The sequence below is a fragment of the Pseudomonas nitroreducens genome, from assembly GCF_010994165.1.
GTDB lineage: Bacteria > Pseudomonadota > Gammaproteobacteria > Pseudomonadales > Pseudomonadaceae > Pseudomonas > Pseudomonas nitroreducens.
In genome coordinates, this window is record NZ_WMBX01000005.1 from 15395 (window position 1) to 40095 (window position 24701).

Annotated in this window: 22 protein-coding genes; 16 read left to right on the forward strand and 6 right to left on the reverse strand. The window is 65.4% G+C overall.

Annotated elements, in window-relative coordinates; genetic code table 11:
• Window position 1: 1 nt before the first annotated feature.
• The 4 genes from GJV37_RS21680 to GJV37_RS21695 are packed head-to-tail and all read right to left on the reverse strand — an operon-like array spanning window position 2 to window position 3778.
• Window positions 2–769: a heme ABC transporter ATP-binding protein gene (locus GJV37_RS21680; RefSeq protein ID WP_037014309.1), complete on the reverse strand. Its 768-nt coding sequence runs from the start codon at window positions 767–769 to the stop codon at window positions 2–4.
• Window positions 769–1752, reverse strand: coding sequence for a FecCD family ABC transporter permease (locus tag GJV37_RS21685; protein WP_089285844.1), 984 nt, complete (start codon window positions 1750–1752; stop codon window positions 769–771). The genes GJV37_RS21680 and GJV37_RS21685 overlap by 1 nt, the downstream gene beginning before the upstream one ends.
• A 50-nt stretch (window positions 1753–1802) precedes the next feature.
• Complete coding sequence (locus GJV37_RS21690; RefSeq protein ID WP_024765349.1) at window positions 1803–2696, reverse strand: heme/hemin ABC transporter substrate-binding protein; 894 nt, start codon at window positions 2694–2696, stop codon at window positions 1803–1805.
• A gap of 26 nt (window positions 2697–2722) precedes the next feature.
• Window positions 2723–3778, reverse strand: a complete 1056-nt coding sequence (locus tag GJV37_RS21695) for a hemin-degrading factor (RefSeq protein ID WP_170859960.1) — start codon at window positions 3776–3778, stop codon at window positions 2723–2725.
• Between the two features lie 240 nt (window positions 3779–4018).
• On the opposite strand from GJV37_RS21695, the gene GJV37_RS21700 reads away from it, so the two are divergent.
• Window positions 4019–4348 (forward strand): Rieske (2Fe-2S) protein, encoded by a 330-nt coding sequence (locus GJV37_RS21700; protein ID WP_065085379.1) that lies wholly within the window; start codon window positions 4019–4021, stop codon window positions 4346–4348.
• A gap of 28 nt (window positions 4349–4376) precedes the next feature.
• On the opposite strand, the gene sfsA is transcribed toward GJV37_RS21700, so the two are convergent.
• Window positions 4377–5084 (reverse strand): DNA/RNA nuclease SfsA, encoded by a 708-nt coding sequence (gene sfsA, locus GJV37_RS21705; RefSeq protein ID WP_065085380.1) that lies wholly within the window; start codon window positions 5082–5084, stop codon window positions 4377–4379.
• On the reverse strand, window positions 5084–6256 hold the full coding sequence (locus GJV37_RS21710; protein WP_024765345.1) for a pyridoxal phosphate-dependent aminotransferase: 1173 nt from the start codon (window positions 6254–6256) through the stop codon (window positions 5084–5086). The genes sfsA and GJV37_RS21710 overlap by 1 nt, the downstream gene beginning before the upstream one ends.
• A gap of 333 nt (window positions 6257–6589) precedes the next feature.
• Here GJV37_RS21710 and dksA point away from each other — a divergent pair, with 333 nt between their 5' ends.
• The 15 genes from dksA (at window position 6590) to GJV37_RS21785 (ending at window position 24679) form a co-directional block, all read left to right on the forward strand.
• Entirely contained in the window at window positions 6590–7033 is a 444-nt protein-coding gene (gene dksA, locus GJV37_RS21715; RefSeq protein WP_015478905.1) for an RNA polymerase-binding protein DksA, read from the forward strand.
• Between the two features lie 68 nt (window positions 7034–7101).
• The gene (gene gluQRS, locus GJV37_RS21720; protein WP_170859959.1) at window positions 7102–7989 is read left to right on the forward strand and encodes a tRNA glutamyl-Q(34) synthetase GluQRS; all 888 of its coding nucleotides are present in this window, start codon (window positions 7102–7104) and stop codon (window positions 7987–7989) included.
• A gap of 202 nt (window positions 7990–8191) precedes the next feature.
• The gene (locus GJV37_RS21725; protein ID WP_015478907.1) at window positions 8192–8368 is read left to right on the forward strand and encodes a hypothetical protein; all 177 of its coding nucleotides are present in this window, start codon (window positions 8192–8194) and stop codon (window positions 8366–8368) included.
• Window positions 8352–11303, forward strand: a complete 2952-nt coding sequence (locus GJV37_RS21730; protein WP_054910799.1) for a sensor histidine kinase — start codon at window positions 8352–8354, stop codon at window positions 11301–11303. The genes GJV37_RS21725 and GJV37_RS21730 overlap by 17 nt, the downstream gene beginning before the upstream one ends.
• 26 nt (window positions 11304–11329) lie before the next feature.
• Window positions 11330–12766, forward strand: coding sequence for a sigma-54-dependent transcriptional regulator (locus tag GJV37_RS21735; RefSeq protein ID WP_038803379.1), 1437 nt, complete (start codon window positions 11330–11332; stop codon window positions 12764–12766).
• 754 nt (window positions 12767–13520) lie between these two features.
• Window positions 13521–14924, forward strand: a complete 1404-nt coding sequence (locus GJV37_RS21740) for a polynucleotide adenylyltransferase PcnB (protein WP_054910797.1) — start codon at window positions 13521–13523, stop codon at window positions 14922–14924.
• A complete protein-coding gene (gene folK, locus GJV37_RS21745; RefSeq protein WP_054910796.1) occupies window positions 14921–15406 on the forward strand; it encodes a 2-amino-4-hydroxy-6-hydroxymethyldihydropteridine diphosphokinase in 486 nt (161 codons plus the stop codon). The genes GJV37_RS21740 and folK overlap by 4 nt, the downstream gene beginning before the upstream one ends.
• 141 nt (window positions 15407–15547) lie before the next feature.
• Complete coding sequence (gene panB, locus GJV37_RS21750) at window positions 15548–16345, forward strand: 3-methyl-2-oxobutanoate hydroxymethyltransferase (protein WP_024765342.1); 798 nt, start codon at window positions 15548–15550, stop codon at window positions 16343–16345.
• Window positions 16345–17196 carry a pantoate--beta-alanine ligase gene (gene panC, locus GJV37_RS21755; protein WP_170859956.1) on the forward strand — a complete coding sequence of 284 codons (852 nt, stop codon included), beginning with the start codon at window positions 16345–16347 and terminating at the stop codon, window positions 17194–17196. Before panB ends, panC begins: the two co-directional genes overlap by 1 nt.
• A gap of 122 nt (window positions 17197–17318) precedes the next feature.
• Complete coding sequence (gene panD / locus GJV37_RS21760) at window positions 17319–17699, forward strand: aspartate 1-decarboxylase (protein WP_037014327.1); 381 nt, start codon at window positions 17319–17321, stop codon at window positions 17697–17699.
• Window positions 17700–17788: 89 nt separating this feature from the next.
• Window positions 17789–19453: a glucose-6-phosphate isomerase gene (gene pgi, locus GJV37_RS21765; RefSeq protein ID WP_024765339.1), complete on the forward strand. Its 1665-nt coding sequence runs from the start codon at window positions 17789–17791 to the stop codon at window positions 19451–19453.
• A gap of 243 nt (window positions 19454–19696) precedes the next feature.
• Window positions 19697–21634 (forward strand): acetate--CoA ligase, encoded by a 1938-nt coding sequence (gene acs / locus GJV37_RS21770; RefSeq protein WP_037014337.1) that lies wholly within the window; start codon window positions 19697–19699, stop codon window positions 21632–21634.
• 82 nt (window positions 21635–21716) lie between these two features.
• The gene (locus GJV37_RS21775) at window positions 21717–22595 is read left to right on the forward strand and encodes an oxygenase MpaB family protein (protein WP_170859955.1); all 879 of its coding nucleotides are present in this window, start codon (window positions 21717–21719) and stop codon (window positions 22593–22595) included.
• Between the two features lie 99 nt (window positions 22596–22694).
• A complete protein-coding gene (locus GJV37_RS21780; protein WP_084358516.1) occupies window positions 22695–23873 on the forward strand; it encodes an acetyl-CoA C-acetyltransferase in 1179 nt (392 codons plus the stop codon).
• Between the two features lie 125 nt (window positions 23874–23998).
• The gene (locus GJV37_RS21785) at window positions 23999–24679 is read left to right on the forward strand and encodes a response regulator transcription factor (protein ID WP_226045591.1); all 681 of its coding nucleotides are present in this window, start codon (window positions 23999–24001) and stop codon (window positions 24677–24679) included.
• The last annotated feature ends 22 nt before the right edge of the window (window positions 24680–24701 follow it).

Consider the following 24701-nt stretch of genomic DNA (forward strand, 5'->3'; position numbering starts at 1 on the left):
ATCAGCGCGCGATGATCAGCGGATGGCCGCGCTCCGGGTGCTCCTGAACCAGCACGTCGAGGCCGAAGACCGTGCGCAGGGGTTCGGCCTGAAGCACCTCGCGCGGCGTGCCGAGCAGATGTGCACGCGCCTCGTGCAGCAACAACAGGCGGTCACAGTAGCGCGCCGCAAGGTTCAGGTCGTGCAGGATGACCAGCACTGCCGCGCCACGCCCGGCGAACTCTTGCACAGCCTGCAGCGTGGTGTGCTGGTGCAACGGGTCGAGGGCGGACGTCGGTTCGTCCAGCAGCAGGATCTGCTCCTCTCCGCCCGGCCAGAGCTGCGCCAGCACCCGAGCCAGGTGCACGCGCTGGCGCTCACCGCCGGACAGCGCCAGGTAGCTGCGCCCGGCAAGGTGCGAGGCATCCGCGGCGCGCATCGCTTCGCGGATGATTGTTTCATCGCGCTGGCGGCCAGTGTCGTGAGGCAGCCGGCCGAACCCCACCACCGCCTCGACGGAAAAGGCGAAGTTCAGCGAGGACGATTGCGGCAGAACAGCCAGCCGCCGCGCGCGCTCGGGGCCCTGCCACGACTCCAGCGGGCGACCGTCGAGGCTCACCGCTCCGCTGGTAAGCGGCAATTCACCATTCAAGGCGCCGAGCAGCGTGCTCTTGCCCGCGCCGTTGGGGCCGAGCACACCGAGCACTTCGCCCGGCTGCAGCGTCACGCTCACATCCTGCAGGACGACCTGGGAGCCGCGATTCACCCGCAGCTTGTCTGCGCACAGCATCAGGAGCGCCCCCGGACCAGCAGATAGAGAAAGAACGGCGCGCCGATCAGCGCAGTGACGATGCCGATCGGGAGCTCCGCCGGCGCCAGCGCCAGGCGAGCGATCAGGTCGGCCAATAGCAGAAGGATCGCACCGCCGAACATCGATGCCGGCAGCAGCACGCGGTGATCCGGGCCGACGATCAGCCGCAGCAGGTGCGGCACGACCAGGCCGATGAAGCCGATCATCCCGGCCGCCGCCACCGCCGCGCCCACACCGAGGGCAGTGCAGAGGATCAGTTCGATTTTCAGTCGCTCGACGTCGAAGCCCAGGTGGCGCGCCTCGGACTCACCCAGCAACAGCGCATTCAACGCATTCACCCGACGCGGCAACCAGCAGGCTACCAGCAACGTGATCAGCAGCAGTGGCCACAGACGCGGGTAGCTCGCGCCATTGAGGCTGCCGAGGTTCCAGAAGGTCAGCGTGCGCAACGTGGCGTCGTCGGCGAGGTAGGTGAACAGCCCGATCAGCGCGCCGGCCAATGCCGTCAGCGCGATGCCGGCCAGCAACATGGTTGCCACACTGGTCTGGCCATTGTGGCGACCCAGCCGATACACCAGCGCCGTCACCAGCAGGCCACCGACAAAGGCGCAGGCAGACAACAAATAAGGAGCAAAGACTTCCGGCAGCCCGCCGATGGAGGCGCCGAAGACGATGGCAATGGCGGCCCCCAGCGCGGCACCGCTGGAAACTCCGATCAGGCCGGGGTCGGCCAGCGGGTTGCGGAACAAGCCCTGCATCGCCACACCGGCCAGCGCCAGCACGCCGCCGGTGGCGATGCCCAGCAAGGTGCGCGGCAGGCGGATCTGCCCGACGATCAGTTCAGCCTGGCCGAGCCCGTCGACGGACACCGGCAGCCCGAGCATGTGCGCCAGCGCGCGCAGGGTATCGCCCAGCGGCAGGCTCACCGGCCCGAGGGCCAGTGAGAGCCAGACGACCAGCAGCAGGAGAAAACCGAGGAACAGGAACAACGGTCGAGCGGTAACGATCCGGGTCAAGGACGACTTTCCGTGTTCAGGGCCTGCGCGGAAGGATAAAAGGCCTGGGCGAGGCTAGCCAGCCCGTCGGGGATGCGCGGACCGAGGCCACCGACCAGCAGGGTCGGGTCGAGCACCAGCACGCGGCCCTCGCGCACTGCGCTGGTCGCGGCGAGGCCGGGATTCTGCTGGGTCAATGCGGCACGTGCCTTGTCGCCGTCCAGGGCGCGGTCGCTGAGCACCACCACCTGCGGGTTCAGCGCGGTGAGCGCCTCGCTGGAGAGCGTCTTGTAGCCGGTATGGGTAGCGAGGTTACGGCCGCCAGCATGCTGGATCAGCCAGTCGCCGGAGGTGTCCTGCCCGGCCACCAGCAGGTTGCCGCCGGCATGCCCGACCAGCAGCACGACACCGGGAGCGGCCTGTGCGGCCTGGGCCTTCTTCACCCAGGCGTCCTGCGCGGCAAGGCGTGCATCGAAGTCCGACTCGGCCCGTTTCGCCTTGTCCACCGCGCCGAGCAGTTCGCCCAGGCGCTGGATAGTGTCGTGCACGGTCTTTTCGTCAGCCTTGGCCGACAGTGTTTCGATCCGCACGCCCGCGGCACGCAATTGCTGCAGGACCGGCGGCGGGCCCATTTCCTCGCTGCCCAGCAGAATATCCGGCTGCAGCGCCAGGATGCCTTCGGCGGCGAGCTGTCGCTGGTAGCCGATCTTCGGCAACCCCTGCAGCGAAGCCGGATGCAGGCTGGTGGTATCGACGCCGACCAGCTTGGCCTCGCCCCCCAGGGCAACGACCCATTCGCTGAGCGAACCACCAGCGCTCACCCAGCGCTGCGGCAGCGCATCGGCCAGCGCGCTGGTGGCCGTCAGGCAGAGGCCGGTGAGCAGCCCGGCCAGCAGCGGACGGGCAGTCATGGAAGCTTTCTTCATCGTGTCGGCCCTCAGAGTGCCGGGAAGGATTCAGCAAGTTCGCGCCAGCCCTGCAACTCCGGAACTCCCGGCTTTCGTGCGCCAAACACTTGCAGCACCAATTCGCCCTGAGCATCGAAGGCTTCCCAGCTGGTGATCACGCCATCGCTGCTCGGCTTGCGCACGCGCCACAACTCGACCACGCCCGGCGTCTTCAGATGCAGGTTGAACAGCGGATCGAGGACGTTGAACCAGTTGTCCATCCACTTGAGGTTTTCCACGGTGCCGGTGTGGATCTGGATGCAATGGGCGTTGCCGACGAAGAGCATGATCGGCAACTGGCTTGCACCGGCAGCCTCCAGCAGGCGCGGCAGCTCGGCAGTATCCAGGGGCTCGGCCCACTCGCGGCCGGCCAGGCGCAGCGCCTGGGTGCGCTGGACCTTGTGCTTCTTCAGCAAGGCGAAAAAATGGTGGGTGTCCTTCAGGGCCGCCCAGCCCTCACGCAAGGCAGCAACGTCGATTTCGCCGTCGGCCAGCGCAACTGCCTTGGGCTCGAGCGGTACCAGCTCCAGATCGGCGCGCTGCTCGGCAGCGGTGAAGCTGCGCACCAGCGGGTCCCAGGCGGCGAGGTCGCTCTGCTCGGTGAGGAACACCTTGTGCACGGCGGTGCCCTGGCGGTCGAAGACCTGAATGCTGCGCTGGGTACCGTGGGCGGTCTCCTCGCTGACGGCGAAGGCGCTGGCCCAGCCGCCGAGGAACAGGCGCAGGTCGATGTCCGGGGAAACCACCAGGCCCATCTGGCCATTGGCGGAAACGGTCACGTCGCGGTACGGCCCCTTGCGCTCGTGCACACAATGCTCGTTGCGGGTCAGCGCCATGATCTGCCCCAGCTCGCCCAGTGCCGGCAGCAGCTCGGCCCAGTCGGTGCGCAGACGTACGGCGTCCACCCCCAGGCGGCTGGCCGTCAGCTCGGCTTCGCTCACGGCCAGGTGGTGCGCCGCATCGCGGGCGCGCAGGCGCGGTTTCTCGGCGCGCAGCGCTTGCCAGGCGCGGTACAGCTCGGAGGCCGGCGCAGTCAGGGTCGTCATTGCAGAATTCCTCGTTCGAAAGGTGGCCTGCCGCGGTGCGGCAGCATGGACGAACCTTGCCACAGGGAAATCAGGAAATCTATTTGATAATTATTTGCATTAGATTGCAGAGAGGCTTAAGGTCGGCGCCGATTTCGCCGGGCTCCCGGCGAGCACCAACTTCAGCACACGGAAGTGCACCCTCTTCCGGTCCTGCCATCCACGCGCGGATAATGGCTGCCCTGATGGAGACCGTGTCGAATGATCCTGCTCTGCGCCCCGCATGACCTGGCCGAAGGCCAGAGCCGGGGCTTCAAGGCCGCCGGCCTGAACCTCTTCGCCGTGCGCCGCGAAGGCCGCGTGTACGCCTACCGCAACCGCTGCCCGCACCGGGAAATCCCCCTGGGCTACGATGCCGAGAACGTTCTCGATGACAGCGGCCGCCTGCTGCAATGCGGCCATCATGGCGCGCTGTTCCTGATCGAGACCGGCGAGTGCATCCAGGGGCCGTGCCTGGGGGATGTTCTGCAAGCGCTGCCCTGCCGAGAGGATGAACAGGGGATCTGGCTGGACGAAAGCGACCCAGGATAGGAACGGTTCCGGGCCGGTTCGCGAGCGACTAGAGCAACACTTTCAGCGGCCGGTCCAGAAACATCTCCTGGGTATCAATCCGCGCCCCATACGCCAGCACTTCCACTCCAGCAGTACGCGCCTCGGCCAGCGCCGCCGCATAGGCCGGATCGATCTCCTTCGCCGGGCGCACCGCTTCGATCTCCGACAGGTTCACCGCATACAGCAGCACCGCGCGCATACCGTCGCGCGCCAGCGCCGCCAGTTCGCGCAGGTGCTTGGCGCCGCGCTGGGTAACGGCGTCGGGGAAGGCGGCGACGGTGGTGTCGTCGAAGCCCAGGGTCACGCTCTTCACCTCCACGAACACCGGCTTGCCGGCGTACATCAGGCGGAAGTCCGCGCGGCTGTTTTCCTGCCCGTAGGCAACCTCGCGGCGCAGTTCATCGAAGCCGGCCAACTCGGTCACCGTACCGGCCAGCAGCGCCTCTTCCACCAGCCGATTGGCCCGCCCGGTGTTAACGCAAGCCAGGCGGCCCTGCGGCGTCTCCACCAGTTCCCAGGTACCGGGCAGCTTGCGCTTGGGATCATCGGAGCGGCTGAACCAGACGCGGCAACCTTCGCTCATGCAATTGAGCATCGAGCCGGTGTTCGGGCAGTGGATGGTGAGCAATTCGCCGCTGGCGGTCTCGATGTCCGCCAGGAAGCGCTTGTAGCGTTTGATCAGGCGCGCCTCTTCCAGCGCCGGCTCGAAGCGCATCAGGGGCGCCAGGTCTTGAGGCCGCGGGCAATGCGTTCCACCGCCTGCTGCAGGCGCTCGACGCTCTGCGTATAGGCGAAACGCACATGGTGCGACGCCTGGTAACGCCCGAAGTCGACGCCGGGCGTGAAGGCGACGTGCTCGGTCTCGATGAAGTGCTGGCAGAAGGCAAAGGCGTCACCGCCGAAGGCGCTGATATCCGCGTACAGATAGAAGGCACCTTCCGGTTCCACGGCGATGCCGAAGCCCAGCTCGCGCAATGCCGGCAGCAGGTAGTCACGGCGGCGGCGGAATTCTTCGCGGCGCTCCTCGAGGATCGCCAGGGTGGCCGGCTCGAAGCAGGCCAGCGCGGCGTGCTGGGCCATGCTCGGCGCGCTGATGTAGAGGTTCTGCGCCAGCTTCTCCAGCTCCCCCACTGCATCCGGCGGCGCCACCAGCCATCCCAGGCGCCAGCCGGTCATGCCGAAATATTTGGAGAAACTGTTGAGAACGAAGGCGTCGTCATCCACCTCCAGGACGCTGGACGCGTCGATGCCGTAGGTCAGGCCGTGGTAGATCTCGTCCACCACCAGATGGCCGCCGCGCGCCTTGAGTGTGGACGACAGCGCGGCGAGTTCATCCTTGTGCAAGAGGGTGCCCGTAGGATTCGCCGGCGATGCGGCCAGAGCGCCTACACTGTCCTGATCCCAGTGCCGTTCGACGAGCTCCGGGGTGAGCTGGTAACGGCTCTCCGGGCCGACCGGCACCAGCTGGGCGGCGCCTTCCACCAGGCGCAGAAAGTGGCGATTGCACGGGTACCCCGGATCGGCCAGCAGCCAGTGCTTGCCCGGGTCCACCAGCAGGCTGCTGGCGAGCAACAGGGCGCCGGACCCGCCGGGCGTGACGAGAATGCGCTGCGGGTCGATCGACAGGCCGTAGCGCTGGGCGTAGAAGCCGGCAATGGCTTCGCGCAGAGCCGGCAGGCCACGTGCGGCGGTATAGCGCGTGTGACCATTTGCCAGGGCCTGCTGCCCGGCCTCGACGATGGGCGCCGCGGTGGTGAAGTCCGGCTCGCCGATTTCCAGGTGTATGACGTCGTGGCCCGCGGCCTGCAGCTCGTTGGCCCGCGCCAGCAGCGCCATGACGTGGAAGGGTTCGATGGCGCGACTGCGCGCACTGAAGGTGGTGGCCATGCAATATTCCGAACTTTGCGACAGAGCCGGGATTCTAACAGGCCACTGATGGATACTGGGCAGCCGCGCATAGACAGTGTGGCGCTTGGGAATTTGCAGGCTTCGTCTGGCAAACACCAGCGATTCTGCGAAGGTTTGCCGAGAAACTCGCTGGTCGCGACCAGTGGGTCGGCAAGCTGGCAGTCAGGTATGTGCGGGCACTGCCAGCCTCGACAACCGGGAGTAGCGTCCCCGTTATCGTTCTGGTAAGTTCGCCCGCTGCGAGCGCGGGGCCGGCGGTGCCGGAGAGGGACCATCCGCGAGAGGATTAGCGAGAGTGAGAGGCGGTCATCCATGCCCACCAAAGCAAAACAACAGAGCAGCCAACTGATTCGTGGCTTCGAGCCCTACCAGGAAACCAAGGGCGAGGAGTACATGAGCGATCGCATGCGCGCGCACTTCACCTCCATCCTCAACAAATGGAAAGTTGAGCTGATGGAAGAAGTGGACCGCACTGTGCACCACATGCAGGACGAAGCGGCCAACTTCCCGGACCCGGCCGACCGTGCCAGCCAGGAAGAAGAGTTCAGCCTCGAGCTGCGCGCCCGCGACCGCGAGCGCAAGCTGATCAAGAAGATCGACGAGACCCTGCAACTGATCGAAGACAACGACTACGGCTGGTGCGATTCCTGCGGCGTCGAGATCGGCATCCGCCGTCTGGAAGCCCGCCCCACCGCCACCCTGTGCATCGACTGCAAGACCCTGGCGGAAATCAAGGAAAAGCAGCTGGGCTCCTGAGCCTGGTTGATCCCGAACGGGGCGCTGCGGCGCCCCGTTTCGTTTCTGCTGCCATCTGATGAGCCGCCATGCCCGCCACCCAGTACATCGGACGCTTCGCCCCCACGCCCAGCGGCTACCTGCACTTCGGCTCGCTGGTGGCCGCTGTCGCTTCCTACCTGGATGCGCGCTCGGTGGGTGGAAAGTGGCTGGTGCGCATGGAAGACCTCGACCCGCCACGGGAAATGCCCGGCGCCCAGGCGGCCATCCTGGAAACCCTGGAACGCTACGGCTTCGAGTGGGACGGCCCGGTGGAGCGCCAGAGCGACCGCCACGCAGCCTACTCCGCGCAGGTCGAACAATGGCTGCGCAGCGGCCTGGCCTACGCCTGCACCTGCTCGCGCAAGCAGCTCGAAGGCAGTAACGGCATCTATCCCGGCACCTGCCGCGACGCCCAGCATGACTGGCACGGCGACGTCGCCATCCGCATCCGCGTGCCGGAACTGGACTATCGCTTCACCGACCGCCTGCAGGGCGAATTCCACCAGCATCTGGGCCGCGAAGTGGGTGACTTCATCATCCGCCGCCGCGACGGGCTGTTCGCCTATCAACTGGCGGTGGTGCTGGACGATGCCTGGCAGGGTGTCACCGACATCGTCCGCGGCGCCGACCTGCTGGACAACACCCCGCGCCAGCTCTATCTGCAGGAACTGCTGGGCATCGCCGCGCCGCGCTATCTGCACGTCCCGCTGATCATCCAGCCCGATGGCCACAAGCTGGGCAAGTCCTACCGCTCGCCGCCCCTGGAAGCCGCACAGGCGTCGCCGCTGCTGGTACGCGCCCTGAAGGCGCTGGGTCAGAATCCGCCCGCCGGGCTGGCGCAAGGCGCTCCGGGTGATGTCCTCACCTGGGGCATCAGGCACTGGAATGCCGACGCCATCCCCCATAGCCTGACGCTGGAAGACGCGCAGCTCTAGACTGGTAAACAGCAGCGGCTCTTCGCAGGACCGAGGGGGGGGGCGCCTAGCCCTTGCTCGCGAACCCGAATCCCGCTGCGGGGGCTTGTTCGCGAGCACGCTCGCTCCCACAAGGTCTGCCGCTCCTTCGGCAAGAGCCGGGTCGGCTTGCCGGCGACTGTGCGCACAGGTAGCCTGCCCGCCGAACCAAGAGAGAGACGACATGTACATCTACCGACTGGTGTTGCTCCTGGTCGTGGGCATCTACCTGTTCTCACCGGCCATCATGGACTGGTGGATCGATCCCCACGGCGCCTGGTACCGCCCGTATCTGCTGTGGCTGATCCTGATCGTCGTCACCTTCATCCTGCAGAGCCAGCGCGATGCTGACGAGCTTTAGCCTCACCCAGCTGATCCTGATCAGCGCCGCTTACCTGATGGTCCTTTTCGGTGTCGCCTGGATCACCGAGCGCGGCTTCATCCCGCGCCGGCTGGTGCGCCACCCGTTGATCTACACCCTGTCGCTGGGCGTGTATGCCAGCGCGTGGGCGTTCTATGGCACGGTCGGGCTGGCCTACCAGTACGGCTACGGCTTCCTGGCGATCTACCTGGGCGTTTCCGGAGCCTTCCTGCTTGCCCCGGTGCTGCTCTATCCGATCCTGCGCATCACGCGGGCGTACCAGCTGTCCTCGCTGGCCGACCTGTTCGCCTTCCGCTTCCGCAGCACCTGGGCCGGTGCGCTGACCACGTTGTTCATGCTGATCGGCGTGCTGCCGATGCTGGCCTTGCAGATCCAGGCAGTCACCGACTCGATCAGCATCCTCACCCGCGAGTCGGAGCCCAACCGCGCGGCGCTGGCGTTCTGCGCGCTGATTACGCTGTTCGCCATTCTCTTCGGCGCGCGCCATATCGCCACCCGCGAGCGCCATGAAGGGCTGGTGATGGCGATCGCCTTCGAGTCGCTGGTGAAGCTGGTGGCGCTCTGCTCCATCGGCCTGTTCGCGCTGTATGGCGTGTTCGGCGGCCCCGACGGCCTGGAAGTCTGGCTGCTGCAGAACCAGGAAGCACTGAGCACCCTGCACACGCCACTCGCCGAAGGCCCTTGGCGCACGCTGCTGCTGGTGTTCTTCGCCGCGGCCATCGTGATGCCGCACATGTTCCACATGACCTTCACCGAGAACCTCAACCCGCGCTCGCTGCTCAGCGCCAGCTGGGGCCTGCCCCTGTTCCTGCTGCCGATGAGCCTGGCAGTGCCGCCGATCCTCTGGGCCGGCCTGCACCTGGGCGCCTCGACCAACCCGGAATACTTCACCCTCGGCCTGGGCATCTCGGTGGACAGCCCGGCGCTGGCGCTGACCGCCTTCATCGGCGGCATCTCCGCCGCCAGCGGCCTGATCATCGTGATGACCCTGGCGCTCTCGGGCATGGTGCTCAACCACCTGGTGCTGCCGCTCTACCAGCCGCCGGCCGAGGGCAACATCTACCGCTGGCTGAAATGGACACGCCGCGCCCTGATCGCCGCGATCATCATGGCCGGCTATGCCTTCTACCTGCTGCTGGGCGCCGAGCAGGACCTGTCCAACCTCGGCATCGTCTCCTTCGTCGCCACCCTGCAGTTCCTCCCCGGCGCGCTGGCCGTGCTCTACTGGCCGACCGCCAACCGCCGCGGCTTCATCGCCGGCCTGGTGGCGGGCATGCTGGTGTGGGGCGCGACCATGCTCACCCCGCTGGTCGCGAACATGCAGAGCATCTATCTGCCGCTGTTCAACTCGCTCTACGTACTGGACGACACCACCTGGCACCTCGCGGCGCTCGCCTCGCTGGCCGCCAACGTGCTGGTGTTCACCCTGGTCTCGCTGTTCACCGAAGCCAGCGATGAAGAGAAGGGCGCCGCCGAAGCCTGCGCCGTGGACAATGTCCGCCGCCCGCAGCGCCGCGAGCTGATCGCCGTGTCCCCGCAGGAATTCGCCAGCCAACTGGCCAAGCCGCTGGGCGCGAAGACCGCCCAGCGCGAAGTGGAGCAGGCCCTTCGCGACCTCCACCTGCCCTTCGACGAACGCCGCCCCTACGCCCTGCGCCGTCTGCGCGACCGCATCGAGGCGAACCTCTCCGGCCTGATGGGGCCGAGCGTGGCGCAGGACATGGTGGAAACCTTCCTGCCCTACAAGGCCAGCAGCGAAGCCTACGTCACCGAGGACATCCACTTCATCGAGAGCCGCCTGGAGGATTACCACTCCCGTCTCACCGGCCTGGCCGCCGAACTCGACACCCTGCGCCGCTACCACCGCCAGACCCTGCAGGACCTGCCCATGGGCGTCTGCTCGCTGGCCAAGGACCAGGAAATCCTCATGTGGAACCGCGCCATCGAGGACCTCACCGGCGTCAGCGCGCAACGCGTGGTCGGCTCCCGCCTGGCCGCCCTGCCCGACCCGTGGCGCGGCCTGCTGGAAGGCTTCATCGATGCGCCGGACGAGCACCTGCACAAGCAGCGCCTGTCCATCGAAGGCCAGACCCGCTGGCTCAACCTGCACAAGGCGGCGATCGAGGAACCGCTCGCGCCCGGTAACAGCGGCCTGGTACTGCTGGTTGAAGACCTCACCGAAACCCAGTCCCTGGAAGACAAGCTGATCCACTCCGAGCGCCTGGCTTCCATCGGCCGCCTGGCCGCCGGTGTCGCCCACGAGATCGGCAACCCCATCACCGGCATCGCCTGCCTGGCGCAGAACCTGCGGGAAGAGCGCGAGGGCGATAGCGAACTGACCGAGATCAGCGGGCAGATCCTCGAGCAGACCAAGCGCGTCTCGCGCATCGTGCAGTCACTGATGAGCTTCGCCCACGCCGGCGGCAAACAGGTCGCGGCCGAGCCGGTATGCCTGGCGGACGTCGCCCAGGAAGCCATCGGCCTGCTCTCGCTGAACAAGCGCAGCGTCGACGTGCAGTTCTTCAACCTGTGCGACCCGGAACACTGGGTGGAAGGCGACTCCCAGCGCCTGGCGCAGGTGCTGATCAACCTGCTCTCCAACGCCCGCGACGCCTCGCCGCCCAACGGCGCGATCCGCGTGCGCAGCGAAGCCTCCGAGCAAACCGTCGACCTGATCGTCGAGGACGAAGGCAGCGGCATACCCAAATCGATCATCGACCGCCTGTTCGAGCCGTTCTTCACCACCAAGGACCCGGGCAAAGGAACCGGCCTGGGCCTCGCGCTGGTCTATTCGATCGTGGAAGAGCATTATGGGCAAATCACCATAGACAGCCCGGCAGACCCGGAACGCGAATGCGGTACCCGCATCAGCGTCACCTTGCCGCGGCATCCTGGCCCGACGGCCGAGCAGTAAACGAGCACGTCGAGAGAGCTGAATACATGGCACATATCCTCATCGTCGAAGACGAAACCATCATCCGTTCCGCCCTGCGACGGTTGCTCGAGCGGAACCAGTACCAGGTCAGCGAGGCTGGCTCGGTGCAGGAGGCACAGGAGCGCTACAGCATCCCGTCGTTCGACATGATCGTCAGCGACCTGCGCCTGCCCGGCGCCCCCGGCACCGAACTGATCAAGCTGGCCCAGGGCACCCCGGTGCTGATCATGACCAGCTACGCCAGCCTGCGCTCGGCGGTGGACTCGATGAAGATGGGCGCGGTGGACTACATCGCCAAGCCGTTCGACCACGACGAGATGCTCCAGGCTGTGGCGCGCATCCTCAAGGATCGCCAGGAGAACCGAAACGCCCCCGCCGAAGCCCGCGGTAACGCCAAGGCCGCCGAGCGTAGCAGCGGTAACACCGCCGCCGCGGATGGCGATATCGGCATCATCGGCTCCTGTCCGCCCATGCAGGAGCTCTACACCAAGATCCGCAAGGTCGCGCCGACTGATTCCAATGTGCTGATCCAGGGTGAGTCCGGTACCGGCAAGGAACTGGTCGCCCGTGCGCTGCACAACCTGTCCAAGCGCACCAAGGCGCCGCTGATCTCGGTGAACTGCGCCGCGATCCCGGAAACCCTGATCGAGTCCGAACTGTTCGGCCACGAGAAAGGCGCATTCACCGGCGCCAGCGCGGGTCGCGCAGGCCTGGTGGAAGCCGCCGACGGCGGCACCCTGTTCCTCGACGAGATCGGCGAACTGCCGCTGGAAGCCCAGGCACGCCTGCTGCGCGTATTGCAGGAGGGCGAGATCCGCCGGGTCGGCTCGGTGCAGTCGCAGAAGGTCGACGTCCGCCTGATCGCTGCCACCCACCGCGACCTGAAAATGCTGGCCAAGACCGGCCAGTTCCGCGAAGACCTCTATTACCGCCTGCACGTCATCTCGCTGAAGCTGCCGCCCCTGCGCGAGCGCGGAGCCGACGTCATGGAAATCGCCCGCTCCTTCCTGGCGCGTCAGTGCTCCCAGATGGGGCGCCCGGCGCTGACCTTCTCTCACGAAGCCGAGCAGGCCATCCGTCACTACCCGTGGCCGGGTAACGTGCGCGAACTGGAGAACGCCATCGAGCGCGCTGTGATCCTCAGCGAAAGCCAGGAAATCCCTGCCGACCTGCTGGGCATCGACATCGAGCTGGACGATCTGGAAGACGACTTCGGCGATGATGGCGACCTGCGCCCGACCAACGGCAGCGCCAGCAATCACGAGCCCACCGAGGATCTGTCGCTGGAGGACTACTTCCAGCACTTCGTCCTCGAACACCAGGACCACATGACCGAGACCGAGCTGGCCCGCAAGCTGGGCATCAGCCGCAAATGCCTGTGGGAACGTCGCCAGCGCCTGGGCATTCCACGCCGCAAATCGGGTGCTGCGGCGGACTCGTAACAGGTCACCACACTGTTACCGGAGACATGCTCCGTAACAAAGCCGGGTTCATCGGTAACGGAAACCCGGCTTTTTTGTGCCTGTCGTTCGGAGGTGAATCCTCGCAAACCCTTGAAAAATAAGGATTCGCAAAAGTTGGCACGGCATCTGCTTTGTTATTGGCACAACAACAATAACAAGCACGACCACTCAAAATAAGAACAAGACGAAACGACTCCAGCACAACAAAAACAAAATCGCGGAGGCGCAGCTAACTGATTCTTTTGGAGAAGGGTAGCCGTCGGGAGCAGTCCCGCAACCGGTCAAGAAGAATAAAACTGTCTTGAGGCAGCACGCAAAACTGGTTGGATCGCAAGATCATTGCTCACTCAGCGACCAAAGCAATCCGTTTGCTATTGAACACCTTCCAAGTGTGGAAGGTTCCCCGAAGCAGATAGCTTCGAGGGTCGGGTCTACAAACAAAAACAACAAGCCCGGTAATCATAATAAAAACAAAGCACGCACCTATTTGGGGGGGAGCCTCGGCTCCCCCAGTAGCTTTCGCTACACCCTCTCCCCTTCTCCCCGCAAGTCCCTTTCCCCAGTTTTCTTCATCATCCCACCCCACAATGCTAGAATCGCCGCGGCGCAGACGGCAGACGATTTGCTGCCAATTGTTTCCAGGCAGCAGCAGGCACCCGCTATCCTCCAGGAAACGCCGTGAACGCGCGGCGCTGCAGACGCCATCCATACACCCATTCCCGATAGTGCACACATGCTGAAAAAGCTGATCCAGTCCATCCGATCCCCATTGCGCCGTCCGCGCGCTGTCCGCACTACTCCGGAAGTCGTTGGCAATCATCAGCACTCGCTGCGGCGGGAACAGTTCAGCAGGAACGCGGTGAACGTCGTGGAGCGCCTGACGAAGGCCGGCTACCAGGCCTACATCGTCGGCGGTGGCGTACGAGACCCGCTGCTCGGCATTCCGCCCAAGGACTTCGACGTCGCCACCAGCGCCACCCCGGAGCAGGTGCGCGCCGAATTCCGCAACGCGCGGGTGATCGGTCGCCGCTTCAAGCTGGTCCATGTCCATTTCGGCCGCGAGATAATCGAAGTCGCCACCTTCCGCGCCAACCATCCGGTCAGCGAAGACGATACCGACAGCGCCCACGCTTCGCGTAACGAAGCCGGCCGCATCCTGCGCGACAACGTCTATGGCACCCTGGAAGACGACGCCCAGCGCCGCGACTTCACCATCAACGCCCTGTACTTCGACGTTACCGGCGAACGCATCCTCGACTACGCCCATGGCGTGCGCGATATCCGCAACCGCCTGATCCGCCTGATCGGCGACCCGGAGCAGCGTTACCTTGAAGACCCGGTACGCATGCTGCGCGCGGTGCGTTTTGCCGCCAAACTGGATTTCGAGATCGAGAAGCACAGCGCTGCGCCGATCCGCCGTCTCGCCCCGCTGCTCAACGAGATTCCGTCCGCGCGCCTGTTCGACGAGGTGCTCAAGCTGTTCCTCAGCGGCAAGGCCGAGCGCACCTTCGAATTGCTCAACGAATACGACCTGTTCGCTCCGCTGTTCCCGGCGAGCGCCAAGGCGCTGAAGGATGACCCGGAATACGCCGGCAAGCTGATGCGCCAGGCCCTGGCCAACACCGACGAGCGCATTCGCCTGGGCAAGCCGGTCACCCCGGCCTTCCTGTTCGCCGCACTGCTTTGGCCGGCCCTGCCCGCCCGCGTGCTGAAGCTGCAGGACCGCGGCATGCCGCCGATCCCGGCGATGCAGGAAGCCGCCCACGAGCTGATCCTGGAACAATGCCGCCGCACTGCGGTGCCCAAGCGTTTCACCATCCCGATCCGCGAGATCTGGGACATGCAGGAGCGCCTGCCTCGCCGTCAGGGCAAGAAGGCCGATCTGCTACTGGAAAATCCGCGTTTCCGCGCCGGCTACGACTTCCTACTGCTGCGCGAGAGTGCCGGCGAGGAAACCGGAGGTCTCGGCGACTGGTGGACCGACTACCAGGAAGCCAGCGACGGCGAGCGCCGCGGCATGATCCGCAACCTGGCCAGCCAGCAGGAAGAAGCCGGCGCAGCCCCGCGCAAGCGCCGGCGGGGCGGCAACAACCGCCGCCGTCGCGGCCCACGCACCGAAGGCACCAGCAGCGAATGAGCGAGCGCGTGTACATCGGGCTCGGTAGCAATCTCGCCGAGCCGCGCCAGCAGCTGGAAGCCGCTCTGAAGGCCATGGCGCAGATTCCTGCCAGCAAGGTAGCGGTGGTTTCCCCGCTGTACGCCAGCGATCCTCTGGGCCCGCCGGACCAACCACGTTACGTCAATGCCGTGGCCGCGCTGGATACCGACCTGGAACCACTCGCCCTGCTGGATGCCCTGCAGACCATCGAGCTGGAACAAGGGCGCGTACGCAAGGACGAGCGCTGGGGACCACGCACCCTCGATCTCGATATCCTGCTGTTCGGTGACCGGGTGATCGACGAGCCGCGCCTCACTGTCCCTCACTACCACATGCACGCCCGCGCCTTCGTGCTCTACCCGCTGGCAGACCTGGCCCCACAACTGCGTTTCCCCGACGGTCGTACCCTGCCCGAGCTGCTCGCCGCCTGTCCGTTCAGCGGCCTCGAGCGCCTGTCCTGAGGCATGCTGCGCCCCAGGTGTGGGGCGCACTGACAGTAACGCCGTAACAGTCCGGTAACACCTGCAATTGACTTCGCCTTTTTCGATCCGGACTATAGGGCCCCGTTTGCCCCTGCCCGGCGCAGAACCGAGGACACTTTCATGCCTGATGTCACCCTGACCACCCTGCAAGGTCTCAAGCAAAGCGGCGAAAAGATCGCGATGCTGACCTCCTACGATGCCACTTTCGCCCACACCGCCAGCCTGGCCGGTGCCGAAATGCTGCTGATCGGTGACTCCCTGGGTATGGTGCTGCAAGGTCACGACAGCACGCTGCCGGTGACCGTCGAAGACATGGCCTACCACACCGCTGCGGTCAAACGCGGTAACAAGGGTGCACTGATCGTCACCGACCTGCCGTTCGAATCCGGCACTTCCCTGGACCAGTTGCTGCGCGACTCGGTCAAAGTGATGCAAGCCGGCGCCCATATGGTCAAGCTCGAAGGCGGCTCCTGGCTCGCCGAACCGATCGTCCGCCTGGCGCAGATGGGCATCCCCGTGTGCGCACACCTGGGCCTCACCCCGCAGGCAGTCAACCTGTTCGGCGGTTTCAAGGTGCAAGGTCGCCAGGAAGCCCAGGCGCGCCAGTTGCGTGCCGATGCCATTGCCCTGGAGCAGGCTGGTGCTGCTGTATTGCTGCTGGAGTGCGTACCGTCCGCCCTGGCGAAGGAAATCACCGAAGCCGTGAAGATCCCGGTCATCGGTATCGGCGCCGGTGCCGGCACCGACGGCCAGGTGCTGGTGATGCATGACTTGCTCGGCCTGTCACTGTCCGGTCGTTCGCCGAAGTTCGTGAAGAACTTCCTCGAAGGCCAGCCCGATATACAGTCCGCTTTCACTGCCTATGTGAAGGCCGTGAAGGACGGCACCTTCCCTGGCCCGGAGCACGGTTTCGCCTGATGAACACAGTGAAGACAGTCCGCGAGCTGCGTGCCGCCGTGGCGCGCGCCCGTAGCGAAGGCAAGCGCATCGCGCTGGTGCCGACCATGGGCAACCTGCACGCCGGGCACGCCGCGCTGGTGACCAAGGCCGGCCAGCGCGCCGATTTCGTGGTCGCCAGCATCTTCGTCAACCCGCTGCAGTTCGGCCCCAGCGAAGATCTGGAAAAATACCCACGCACCCTTGCCGCCGACCAGGAGAAGCTGCTCAGCGCCGGTTGCCACCTGCTGTTCGCCCCCACCGTCGAGGAGATGTACCCGGACGGCATGGACGGCCAGACCCGCCTGCACGTGACCGGCGTTTCCGAAGGCCTGTGCGGCGGCAGCCGACCGGGCCACTTCGATGGCGTCGCCACCGTGGTCTGCAAGCTGTTCAACATGGTCCAGCCGGACATGGCGCTGTTCGGCGAGAAGGACTTCCAGCAGTTGGCGGTGATCCGCAAGCTGGTGCGTGACCTGAACCTGCCGATCCAGATCTTCGGCGAGCCGACCGTGCGCGCGGAGGATGGCCTGGCGCTGTCCTCCCGCAACGGTTACCTGACCGACGAGCAACGCGCCGTCGCGCCGGTGCTGCAGCGCACTCTGAGGCAACTGGCCGAGTGCATCCGCCAGGGCGAGCGCGACTTCCCCGCGCTGCTGGCAGAAGGCAGCCGGCAGATCGAAGCGGCCGGCCTGCGTATCGATTACCTCGAAGCCCGCGAATCCGCCGGTCTGCGCCCCGCCACCGCAGAGGATCATCAGTTGGTGATTCTGGTTGCCGCCTTCCTGGGCACCACCCGGCTGATCGACAACCTCGCCTTCCACATCGACTGATTCCCCGCCCGACACCCGAATTTTCGCCTCGAAGCCGCGCCAACCGCGGCCTTGAGCGACTTCGGGTGCTCGGGCATACTCGCCCCGCTCTCCTCGACCAGAAGAAAAACAGGAGCCACGTCATGCAGAGCATCATGCTCAAAGCCAAACTGCACCGCGCCGAAGTCACCCACGCCGTGCTCGACTATGAAGGCTCCTGCGCCATCGACGGCGAATGGCTCGATCTCGCCGGAATCCGCGAGTACGAACAGATCCAGATCTACAACGTCGACAACGGCGAACGCTTCACCACCTACGCTATCCGTGGCGAGGAGGGCTCGCGGATGATTTCCGTCAACGGCGCCGCCGCTCACAGGGCCAAGGTGGGTGACCGCGTGATCATCTGCGCGTACGCTCAGTTCAGCGACGCCGAGCTGGAAGGCTACAAGCCGCGCATGTTGTACATGGCTCCCGGTAACGAGCTGAGCCATACCAGCAACGCGATCCCGGTCCAGCTCGCCTGATCCGAAGAGACGACGCCCGGAACCACCGGGCATCTTTTCCGTTCGAAAGCCTCAAGCTCAAACACGCCCGTCTTACCCGAAGGTACGTCATGGAACACCACCTCACCCCGCTGGATGCCACCCAACTGGCGAGCTGGAAGGCATTGGCCGCCCACCGCCAGGAACTGCAGAGCTTCACCATGCGCGAGGCATTCGCCCAGGACCCGGAGCGCTTCAAGCGCTTCTCCCTCAGCGCCTGCGGCCTGTTCCTCGACTTCTCGAAGAACCTGATCCGCCAGGACACCCTCGACCTGCTGGTGAAGCTCGCCGAGGAAGCCAAGCTGGGCGAGGCCATCCAGTCCATGTTCCGCGGCGAGGTGATCAATGCCTCCGAGCGCCGCCCGGTGCTGCACACCGCGTTGCGCCGCCCTATCGGCGATAAGGTGCTGGTGGACGGCAACGATGTGATGCCCGAGGTGCACCGCGTGCTGCACCAGATGACCGAACTGGTCGCCGCCGTGCACAACGGCCTGTGGCGCGGCTACACCGAGAAGCCGATCACCGATGTGGTGAACATCGGCATCGGTGGCTCCTTCCTCGGCCCGCAACTGGTCTCCGAAGCGCTGCTGCCCTTCGCCCAGAAAGGCGTGCGTTGCCACTATCTGGCGAACATCGACGGCAGTGAATTCCGCGAGATGACCGCCAAGCTCAACGCCGAGACCACGCTGTTCATTGTCTCCTCGAAATCCTTCGGTACCCTGGAAACCCTGAAAAACGCCCAGGCCGCCCGCGCCTGGTACCTGGCCCAGGGCGGTAGCGAGGCGGAGCTGTACCGGCACTTCATCGCCGTTTCCAGCAACAAGGAAGCCGCTTCCGCCTTCGGCATCCGCCCGGAAAACGTCTTCCCGATGTGGGACTGGGTCGGCGGCCGTTACTCACTGTGGTCGGCCATCGGCCTGCCAATCGCGATGTCGGTGGGCATCAACAACTTCAAGGAACTGCTGTCCGGCGCCTACAGCATGGACCAGCACTTCCTCACCGCGCCGTTCGAGAAGAACATCCCGGTGCTGCTGGGCCTGCTCGGCGTGTGGTACGGCGACTTCTGGGGCGCGCGCAGCCACGCGATCCTGCCCTACGACTACTACCTGCGGAACATCACCGATCACCTGCAGCAGCTGGACATGGAATCCAACGGCAAGAGCGTGCGCCAGGACGGCACCCCGGTGTCCGCCGGCACCGGCCCGGTGATCTGGGGTGGCGTGGGCTGCAACGGCCAGCACGCGTACCACCAGTTGCTGCACCAAGGCACCCACCTGATCCCGGCCGACTTCATCGTCCCGGTGTCCAGCTACAACCCGGTCGCCGACCACCACCAGTGGCTGTACGCCAACTGCCTGTCGCAGAGCCAGGCGCTGATGGTCGGCAAGAGCCGCGCCGAAGCCGAGGCCGAACTGCGCGCCAAGGGCGTGGACGAGGCCGAAGTGCAGCGCCTGGCACCGCACAAGGTGATCCCGGGCAACCGCCCGAGCAACACCCTGGTGCTCGAGCGCATCAGCGCCCGCCGCCTGGGCGCGCTGATCGCCATGTACGAGCACAAGGTCTACGTGCAGAGCATCCTCTGGGGCATCAACGCCTTCGACCAGTGGGGCGTGGAGCTGGGCAAGGAGCTGGGCAAGGCGGTCTACGGGCGCCTGGTCGGCAGCGAGGAAAGCGCCGCCGAGGACGGTTCCACCCAGGGCCTGATCGACTTCTTCCGCGGCCGTCACCGCGGCTGATGGATTTACGAACGGGTGAGCGCCTGCTCACCCGTTTGCTCGGCCCGGCACTCTCCGCCATCCCCCTCAGCTCCATCCGCCCTCCCCACCTCTGCGCCTAGCGCTCTGCAGCACCGATCAGAACACCCGCGCGGGAACGTTCCCGTCTGGTGGCGCGTCGAAACTGCATGGACAACCCTTGAACCCGCCTTGCCTTGGATGCACCCTTGGGACATCTCGGCTAAACAACAACAAGGATTCCCCATGCATGAGATCAGCCTTCACCCCGTGCCGGAGGCCGTACGCAAGCGTGCCTACCTCGACAACGATGCCTACCAGCGCCTCTACCAGCAGTCGGTAGACGACCCGCATACCTTCTGGGGCGAGCAGGCCAAGACCTTCCTCGACTGGTTCAAGCCCTGGCACTCGGTGCACCACGGCGACCTCGCGAAGGGCCAGGCGACCTGGTTCAAGGGCGGCGAGCTCAACGTCACCTACAACTGCATCGACCGCCACCTCGAACAGCGCGCCGAGCAGGTCGCGATCATCTGGGAAGGCGATAACCCGGCCGAATCCGCCAACATCACCTACCGCAAGCTGCACAGCCATGTCTGCCGCCTGGCCAATGTGCTCAAGAGCCGCGGTGTCGGGAAAGGCGACCGGGTCTGCATCTACATGCCGATGATCCCCGAAGCTGCCTACGCGATGCTGGCCTGCGCACGGATCGGTGCGATCCATTCGGTGGTGTTCGGCGGTTTCTCCCCGGACGCCCTGCGGGACCGCATCAACGATGCCGATTGTCGCACCGTGATCACCGCCGACGAAGGCGTGCGCGGCGGCAAGTACGTCCCGCTGAAGAAGAATGTGGAAAAAGCCCTGGCGGACTGCCCGAACGTGTCCACCGTGGTCGTGGTCGAGCGCACCCAGGGCGAGATCCCGTGGGTCGAAGGCCGCGACCTCTGGTACCACGAGGCCCTGCGCGAGGCCAGCGAGGACTGCGCACCAGAGCCGATGGATGCCGAGGATCCGCTGTTCATCCTCTACACCTCCGGCTCGACCGGCAAACCCAAGGGCGTGCTGCACACCACCGGCGGCTACCTGCTGGGCGCGGCGATGACCCACAAGTACGTGTTCGACTACCACGACGGCGACATCTACTGGTGCACCGCAGACGTGGGCTGGGTCACCGGCCACAGCTACATCGTCTACGGCCCGCTGGCCAACGGCGCCACCACGCTGATGTTCGAAGGCGTGCCGAACTACCCGGACGCCTCGCGCTTCTGGCAGGTGATCGACAAGCACCAGGTGAACATCTTCTACACCGCACCCACTGCCATCCGCGCGTTGATGCGCGAAGGCGATGCTCCCGTGCAGAAGACCAGCCGTAGCAGTCTGCGCCTGCTCGGCTCAGTGGGCGAGCCGATCAACCCGGAAGCCTGGGAGTGGTACTACGAAGTCGTCGGCGAGAAGCGCTGCCCCATCGTCGACACCTGGTGGCAGACCGAAACCGGCAGCATCCTGATCACTCCGCTGCCCGGCGCCACCGACCTCAAGCCCGGCTCGGCGACCCGCCCCTTCTTCGGCGTGCAACCGGTACTGCTGGATGAGCAGGGCAAGGAAATCGATGGTCCCGGCTCCGGCGTACTCGCCGTGAAAGCCAGCTGGCCCAGCCAGATCCGCAGTGTCTACGGTGATCACCAGCGGATGATCGATACGTACTTCAAACCCTACCCCGGCTACTACTTCACCGGCGACGGCGCGCGCCGCGACGAAGATGGCTACTACTGGATCACCGGCCGTGTGGACGACGTGATCAACGTCTCCGGCCATCGCATCGGCACCGCCGAGGTGGAGAGCGCGCTGGTGCTGCATGACTCGGTCGCCGAGGCCGCCGTGGTCGGCTATCCGCACGACCTCAAGGGCCAGGGCATCTATGCCTTCGTCACCACCATGAACGGCATCGAGCCCAGCGACGCACTCAAGCAGGAACTGCTGGCCCTGGTGAGCAAGGAGATCGGCAGCTTCGCCAAGCCGGAAATGCTGCAGTGGGCGCCGGGCCTGCCCAAGACGCGCTCGGGCAAGATCATGCGGCGCATCCTGCGCAAGATCGCCTGCAACGAACTGGAAAACCTCGGCGATACCTCGACCCTGGCGGACCCCAGCGTGGTCCAGGGGCTGATCGACAACCGCCTCAACCGTTGACCTGCGCTACAGGCCGAGGGCGCAAAGATGCTAGGTTTATGGAACAGACCTGTCGTCCTTGCCCCGAGGCCTGTCCGCCGCAATGGAAACCGTTCGCCGTCATATCGAAAGCCAGGTACTCAGCCTGACCGGCCTCGCCCTGGGCGGGGTCGACTTCGAGTCGCCCAAGGGCGATCCCGGCCTGTTCGGGCCGGAATCCATCTGCTGGAAAGTCCATGGCGACTTCAGCTCGATGCTCATTGGCGGCATCAGCGCCCTGCTCCTGCAGATGCTCCATCCGGCCGCGCTCGGTGGAGTGTGGGACCACTCCAACTTCCGCGCCGACATGCTCGGCCGCCTGCGCCGCACCGGGCAGTTCATCTCCGCTACCACCTACGGTTCGCGCGGTGACGCCGAGAAGCTGATCGAGCGCGTGCGACGCATCCACGACGGCGTCCACGGCACCCTTCCCGACGGCACCCCCTATGCGGCCAGCGACCCGGACTTGCTTACCTGGGTGCACGTCGCCGAAGTCAGTTGCTTCCTTGCCTCGCACCTGCGCTACCTGAACCCGAATCTTTCCGGCGAAGAACAGGACCGCTACTACGACGAGATAGCCCTGATCGCCGAGCGCCTCGGTGCACGCAATGTCCCGCGCTCGCGGGTGGAGGTTGCGGCCTACCTGCAACACATGCGCCCACAGCTTCGCTACGACGAACGCACCCGAGAAGTGGTCAGCGTGCTCTTCAACGCCCCTGCCCCCAGCTTCCTTGCCAAGCCCTTCGGCATGCTGATGATGCGCGCCGGCATCGACCTGCTCCCGGAGTGGGCGACTGACCAGCTTGGCCTGAGCCTTGGCAGCCTGCAGCGCCAGCTGATCCGTTCCAGCGTGAAGCGCAGCGTGCCGCTGTTGCGCTGGGCGGTGCGCAACGGTTCGCTGCACCGCGCGCGCCGGCGAATGGGGCTGCCCCCTCTGCGCTGAAACGTGACCACTCGGTTCGGAGGGTGGTGAGCCGGCGGCGAGCGTGCAACCATGCTCCTTCGCTGCGGCCGTTGCCGCGCCAGCCAGAGGATTCGCGTCATGCAAGAAGTCGTCATCGTCGCTGCCACCCGTACCGCCATCGGCAGCTTCCAGGGTTCGCTCGCCACATTGCCGGCCCATGAACTGGGCGCCGCGGTGATTCGCAGCCTGCTGCAACAGACCGGCCTGGATCCGGCCCGGGTGGATGAAGTCATCCTCGGCCAGACACTGACCGCCGGTGCCGGCCAGAACCCGGCGCGCCAGGCTTCCATTGCCGCAGGCCTGCCCAACACGGTGCCGGCGATGACGGTGAACAAGGTCTGCGGCTCCGGGCTCAAGGCCTTGCACCTGGCTGCGCAGGCCATCCGCTGTGGTGACGCCGATATCGTCATCGCCGGCGGCCAGGAAAGCATGAGCCTCGCCCCCTACGTCATGCCTGGCGCCCGTACCGGCCTGCGCATGGGCCACGCCAAACTGGTCGACAGCATGATTCAGGACGGCCTGTGGGATGCCTTCAACGATTACCACATGGGCATCACCGCCGAAAACCTGGTGGAGAAGTACGGCATCAGCCGGGAGGACCAGGACGCCTTCGCCGCCGAATCGCAACGCAAGGCCGCCGAGGCCATTGAAGCGGGGCGCTTCAAGACCGAAATCACCGCCATCGAGATTCCCCAGCGCAAGGGCGAAGCCCTGCGCTTCGACACCGACGAGCAGCCCCGCGCCGGCACCACCGCAGAATCCCTGGCCAAGCTCAAGCCGGCGTTCAAGAAGGACGGCAGCGTCACCGCCGGCAACGCTTCGACCCTCAATGATGGCGCGGCCGCCGTGTTGCTGATGAGCGCGGCCAAGGCTGCGGAACTGGGCCTGCCGGTCCTGGCCCGTATCGCCGCTTATGCCAACGCCGGTGTCGACCCTGCCATCATGGGCATCGGCCCGGTCTCGGCTACCCGCCGCTGCCTGGAGAAGGCCGGTTGGCAGCTCGCCGACCTGGACCTGATCGAGGCCAACGAGGCGTTCGCCGCCCAGGCATTGTCTGTGGGCAAGGAACTGGGCTGGGATGCCTCGAAGGTGAACGTCAACGGCGGCGCCATCGCCCTTGGCCATCCCATCGGCGCATCGGGCTGCCGCGTACTGGTCACCCTGCTGCACGAGATGCTGCGCCGCGACGCGAAAAAGGGCCTCGCGACGCTCTGTATCGGCGGCGGCCAAGGTGTGGCACTGGCTCTGCAGCGCTGACCTATCGGGACTTGCTGAGCAGAATTCCGTCTGCACAGCAAGTCTCCACGCACGATTGCAGGCCCATGCCCTCCTAAGTTGATTCTCCGCATGCTTTCGGTCCTACGCATAGGAATATTCCGTAGGTGCTTGAACAACTGGTCTATCTTCAAGATCAATGCGCGCAATTGTTTGGACTCAGGGAGTCAACCATGAAGAAACGTGTGGTGCTGATCGAGGATCACCCCGCGATGCGTTTGGCGATCCGTTCGCTGCTTGAACAGGATCCTCAGTTCGAGGTAGCACGCGAGGCAGCCGATGGTCATGGCGGTCTGGACGCTGTCCGCAAGGAACGGCCGGACCTCGTGATACTGGACCTCAACCTGCCAGGGATGGACGGCCTCGACCTGCTGGCGCGTATCCATATTTTCGACGAGAACATCCGCCTGCTGGTCTTGAGCTCGCAGGATGAACGCCTGTACTCGAGCAAGGTCGAAGCCGCGGGTGCGCATGGCTTCGTCAGCAAGAACAAGGACACCAGCGCCATTCTCAACGCCGCTCGCATGCTGGTCTCGGGCTATCGCTGCTTCCCGGAAAAGTCACTGAGCATCGACAAGAACGCCGACCCGGTGGCCAGCCTGACGCCGCGCGAACTGGTGGTGCTGCGCAGCCTGGTGAGAGGCATGAGCAACAAGGACATCGCCGAGGAGCTCTTCCTCAGCCAGAAGACCGTCAGCACCTACAAGACGCGCATTCTGGAGAAGCTGAACCTTGAAAGCCTCGTGGACCTCGTTGAGTTCGCCCGCACCAATCGCCTGAACGACTGACAGACATCACTGAAAACCGCGT

Coding starts and splice junctions, on each gene's coding strand:
- GJV37_RS21680 (WP_037014309.1), bottom strand. CDS start 769: ATGCTGTGCGCAGACAAGCTGCGGGTGAATCGCGGCTCCCAGGTCGTC.
- GJV37_RS21690 (WP_024765349.1), bottom strand. CDS start 2,696: ATGACTGCCCGTCCGCTGCTGGCCGGGCTGCTCACCGGCCTCTGCCTG.
- GJV37_RS21695 (WP_170859960.1), bottom strand. CDS start 3,778: ATGACGACCCTGACTGCGCCGGCCTCCGAGCTGTACCGCGCCTGGCAA.
- GJV37_RS21700 (WP_065085379.1), top strand. CDS start 4,019: ATGATCCTGCTCTGCGCCCCGCATGACCTGGCCGAAGGCCAGAGCCGG.
- sfsA (WP_065085380.1), bottom strand. CDS start 5,084: ATGCGCTTCGAGCCGGCGCTGGAAGAGGCGCGCCTGATCAAACGCTAC.
- GJV37_RS21710 (WP_024765345.1), bottom strand. CDS start 6,256: ATGGCCACCACCTTCAGTGCGCGCAGTCGCGCCATCGAACCCTTCCAC.
- dksA (WP_015478905.1), top strand. CDS start 6,590: ATGCCCACCAAAGCAAAACAACAGAGCAGCCAACTGATTCGTGGCTTC.
- gluQRS (WP_170859959.1), top strand. CDS start 7,102: ATGCCCGCCACCCAGTACATCGGACGCTTCGCCCCCACGCCCAGCGGC.
- GJV37_RS21725 (WP_015478907.1), top strand. CDS start 8,192: ATGTACATCTACCGACTGGTGTTGCTCCTGGTCGTGGGCATCTACCTG.
- GJV37_RS21730 (WP_054910799.1), top strand. CDS start 8,352: ATGCTGACGAGCTTTAGCCTCACCCAGCTGATCCTGATCAGCGCCGCT.
- GJV37_RS21735 (WP_038803379.1), top strand. CDS start 11,330: ATGGCACATATCCTCATCGTCGAAGACGAAACCATCATCCGTTCCGCC.
- GJV37_RS21740 (WP_054910797.1), top strand. CDS start 13,521: ATGCTGAAAAAGCTGATCCAGTCCATCCGATCCCCATTGCGCCGTCCG.
- folK (WP_054910796.1), top strand. CDS start 14,921: ATGAGCGAGCGCGTGTACATCGGGCTCGGTAGCAATCTCGCCGAGCCG.
- panB (WP_024765342.1), top strand. CDS start 15,548: ATGCCTGATGTCACCCTGACCACCCTGCAAGGTCTCAAGCAAAGCGGC.
- panC (WP_170859956.1), top strand. CDS start 16,345: ATGAACACAGTGAAGACAGTCCGCGAGCTGCGTGCCGCCGTGGCGCGC.
- panD (WP_037014327.1), top strand. CDS start 17,319: ATGCAGAGCATCATGCTCAAAGCCAAACTGCACCGCGCCGAAGTCACC.
- pgi (WP_024765339.1), top strand. CDS start 17,789: ATGGAACACCACCTCACCCCGCTGGATGCCACCCAACTGGCGAGCTGG.
- acs (WP_037014337.1), top strand. CDS start 19,697: ATGCATGAGATCAGCCTTCACCCCGTGCCGGAGGCCGTACGCAAGCGT.
- GJV37_RS21775 (WP_170859955.1), top strand. CDS start 21,717: ATGGAAACCGTTCGCCGTCATATCGAAAGCCAGGTACTCAGCCTGACC.
- GJV37_RS21780 (WP_084358516.1), top strand. CDS start 22,695: ATGCAAGAAGTCGTCATCGTCGCTGCCACCCGTACCGCCATCGGCAGC.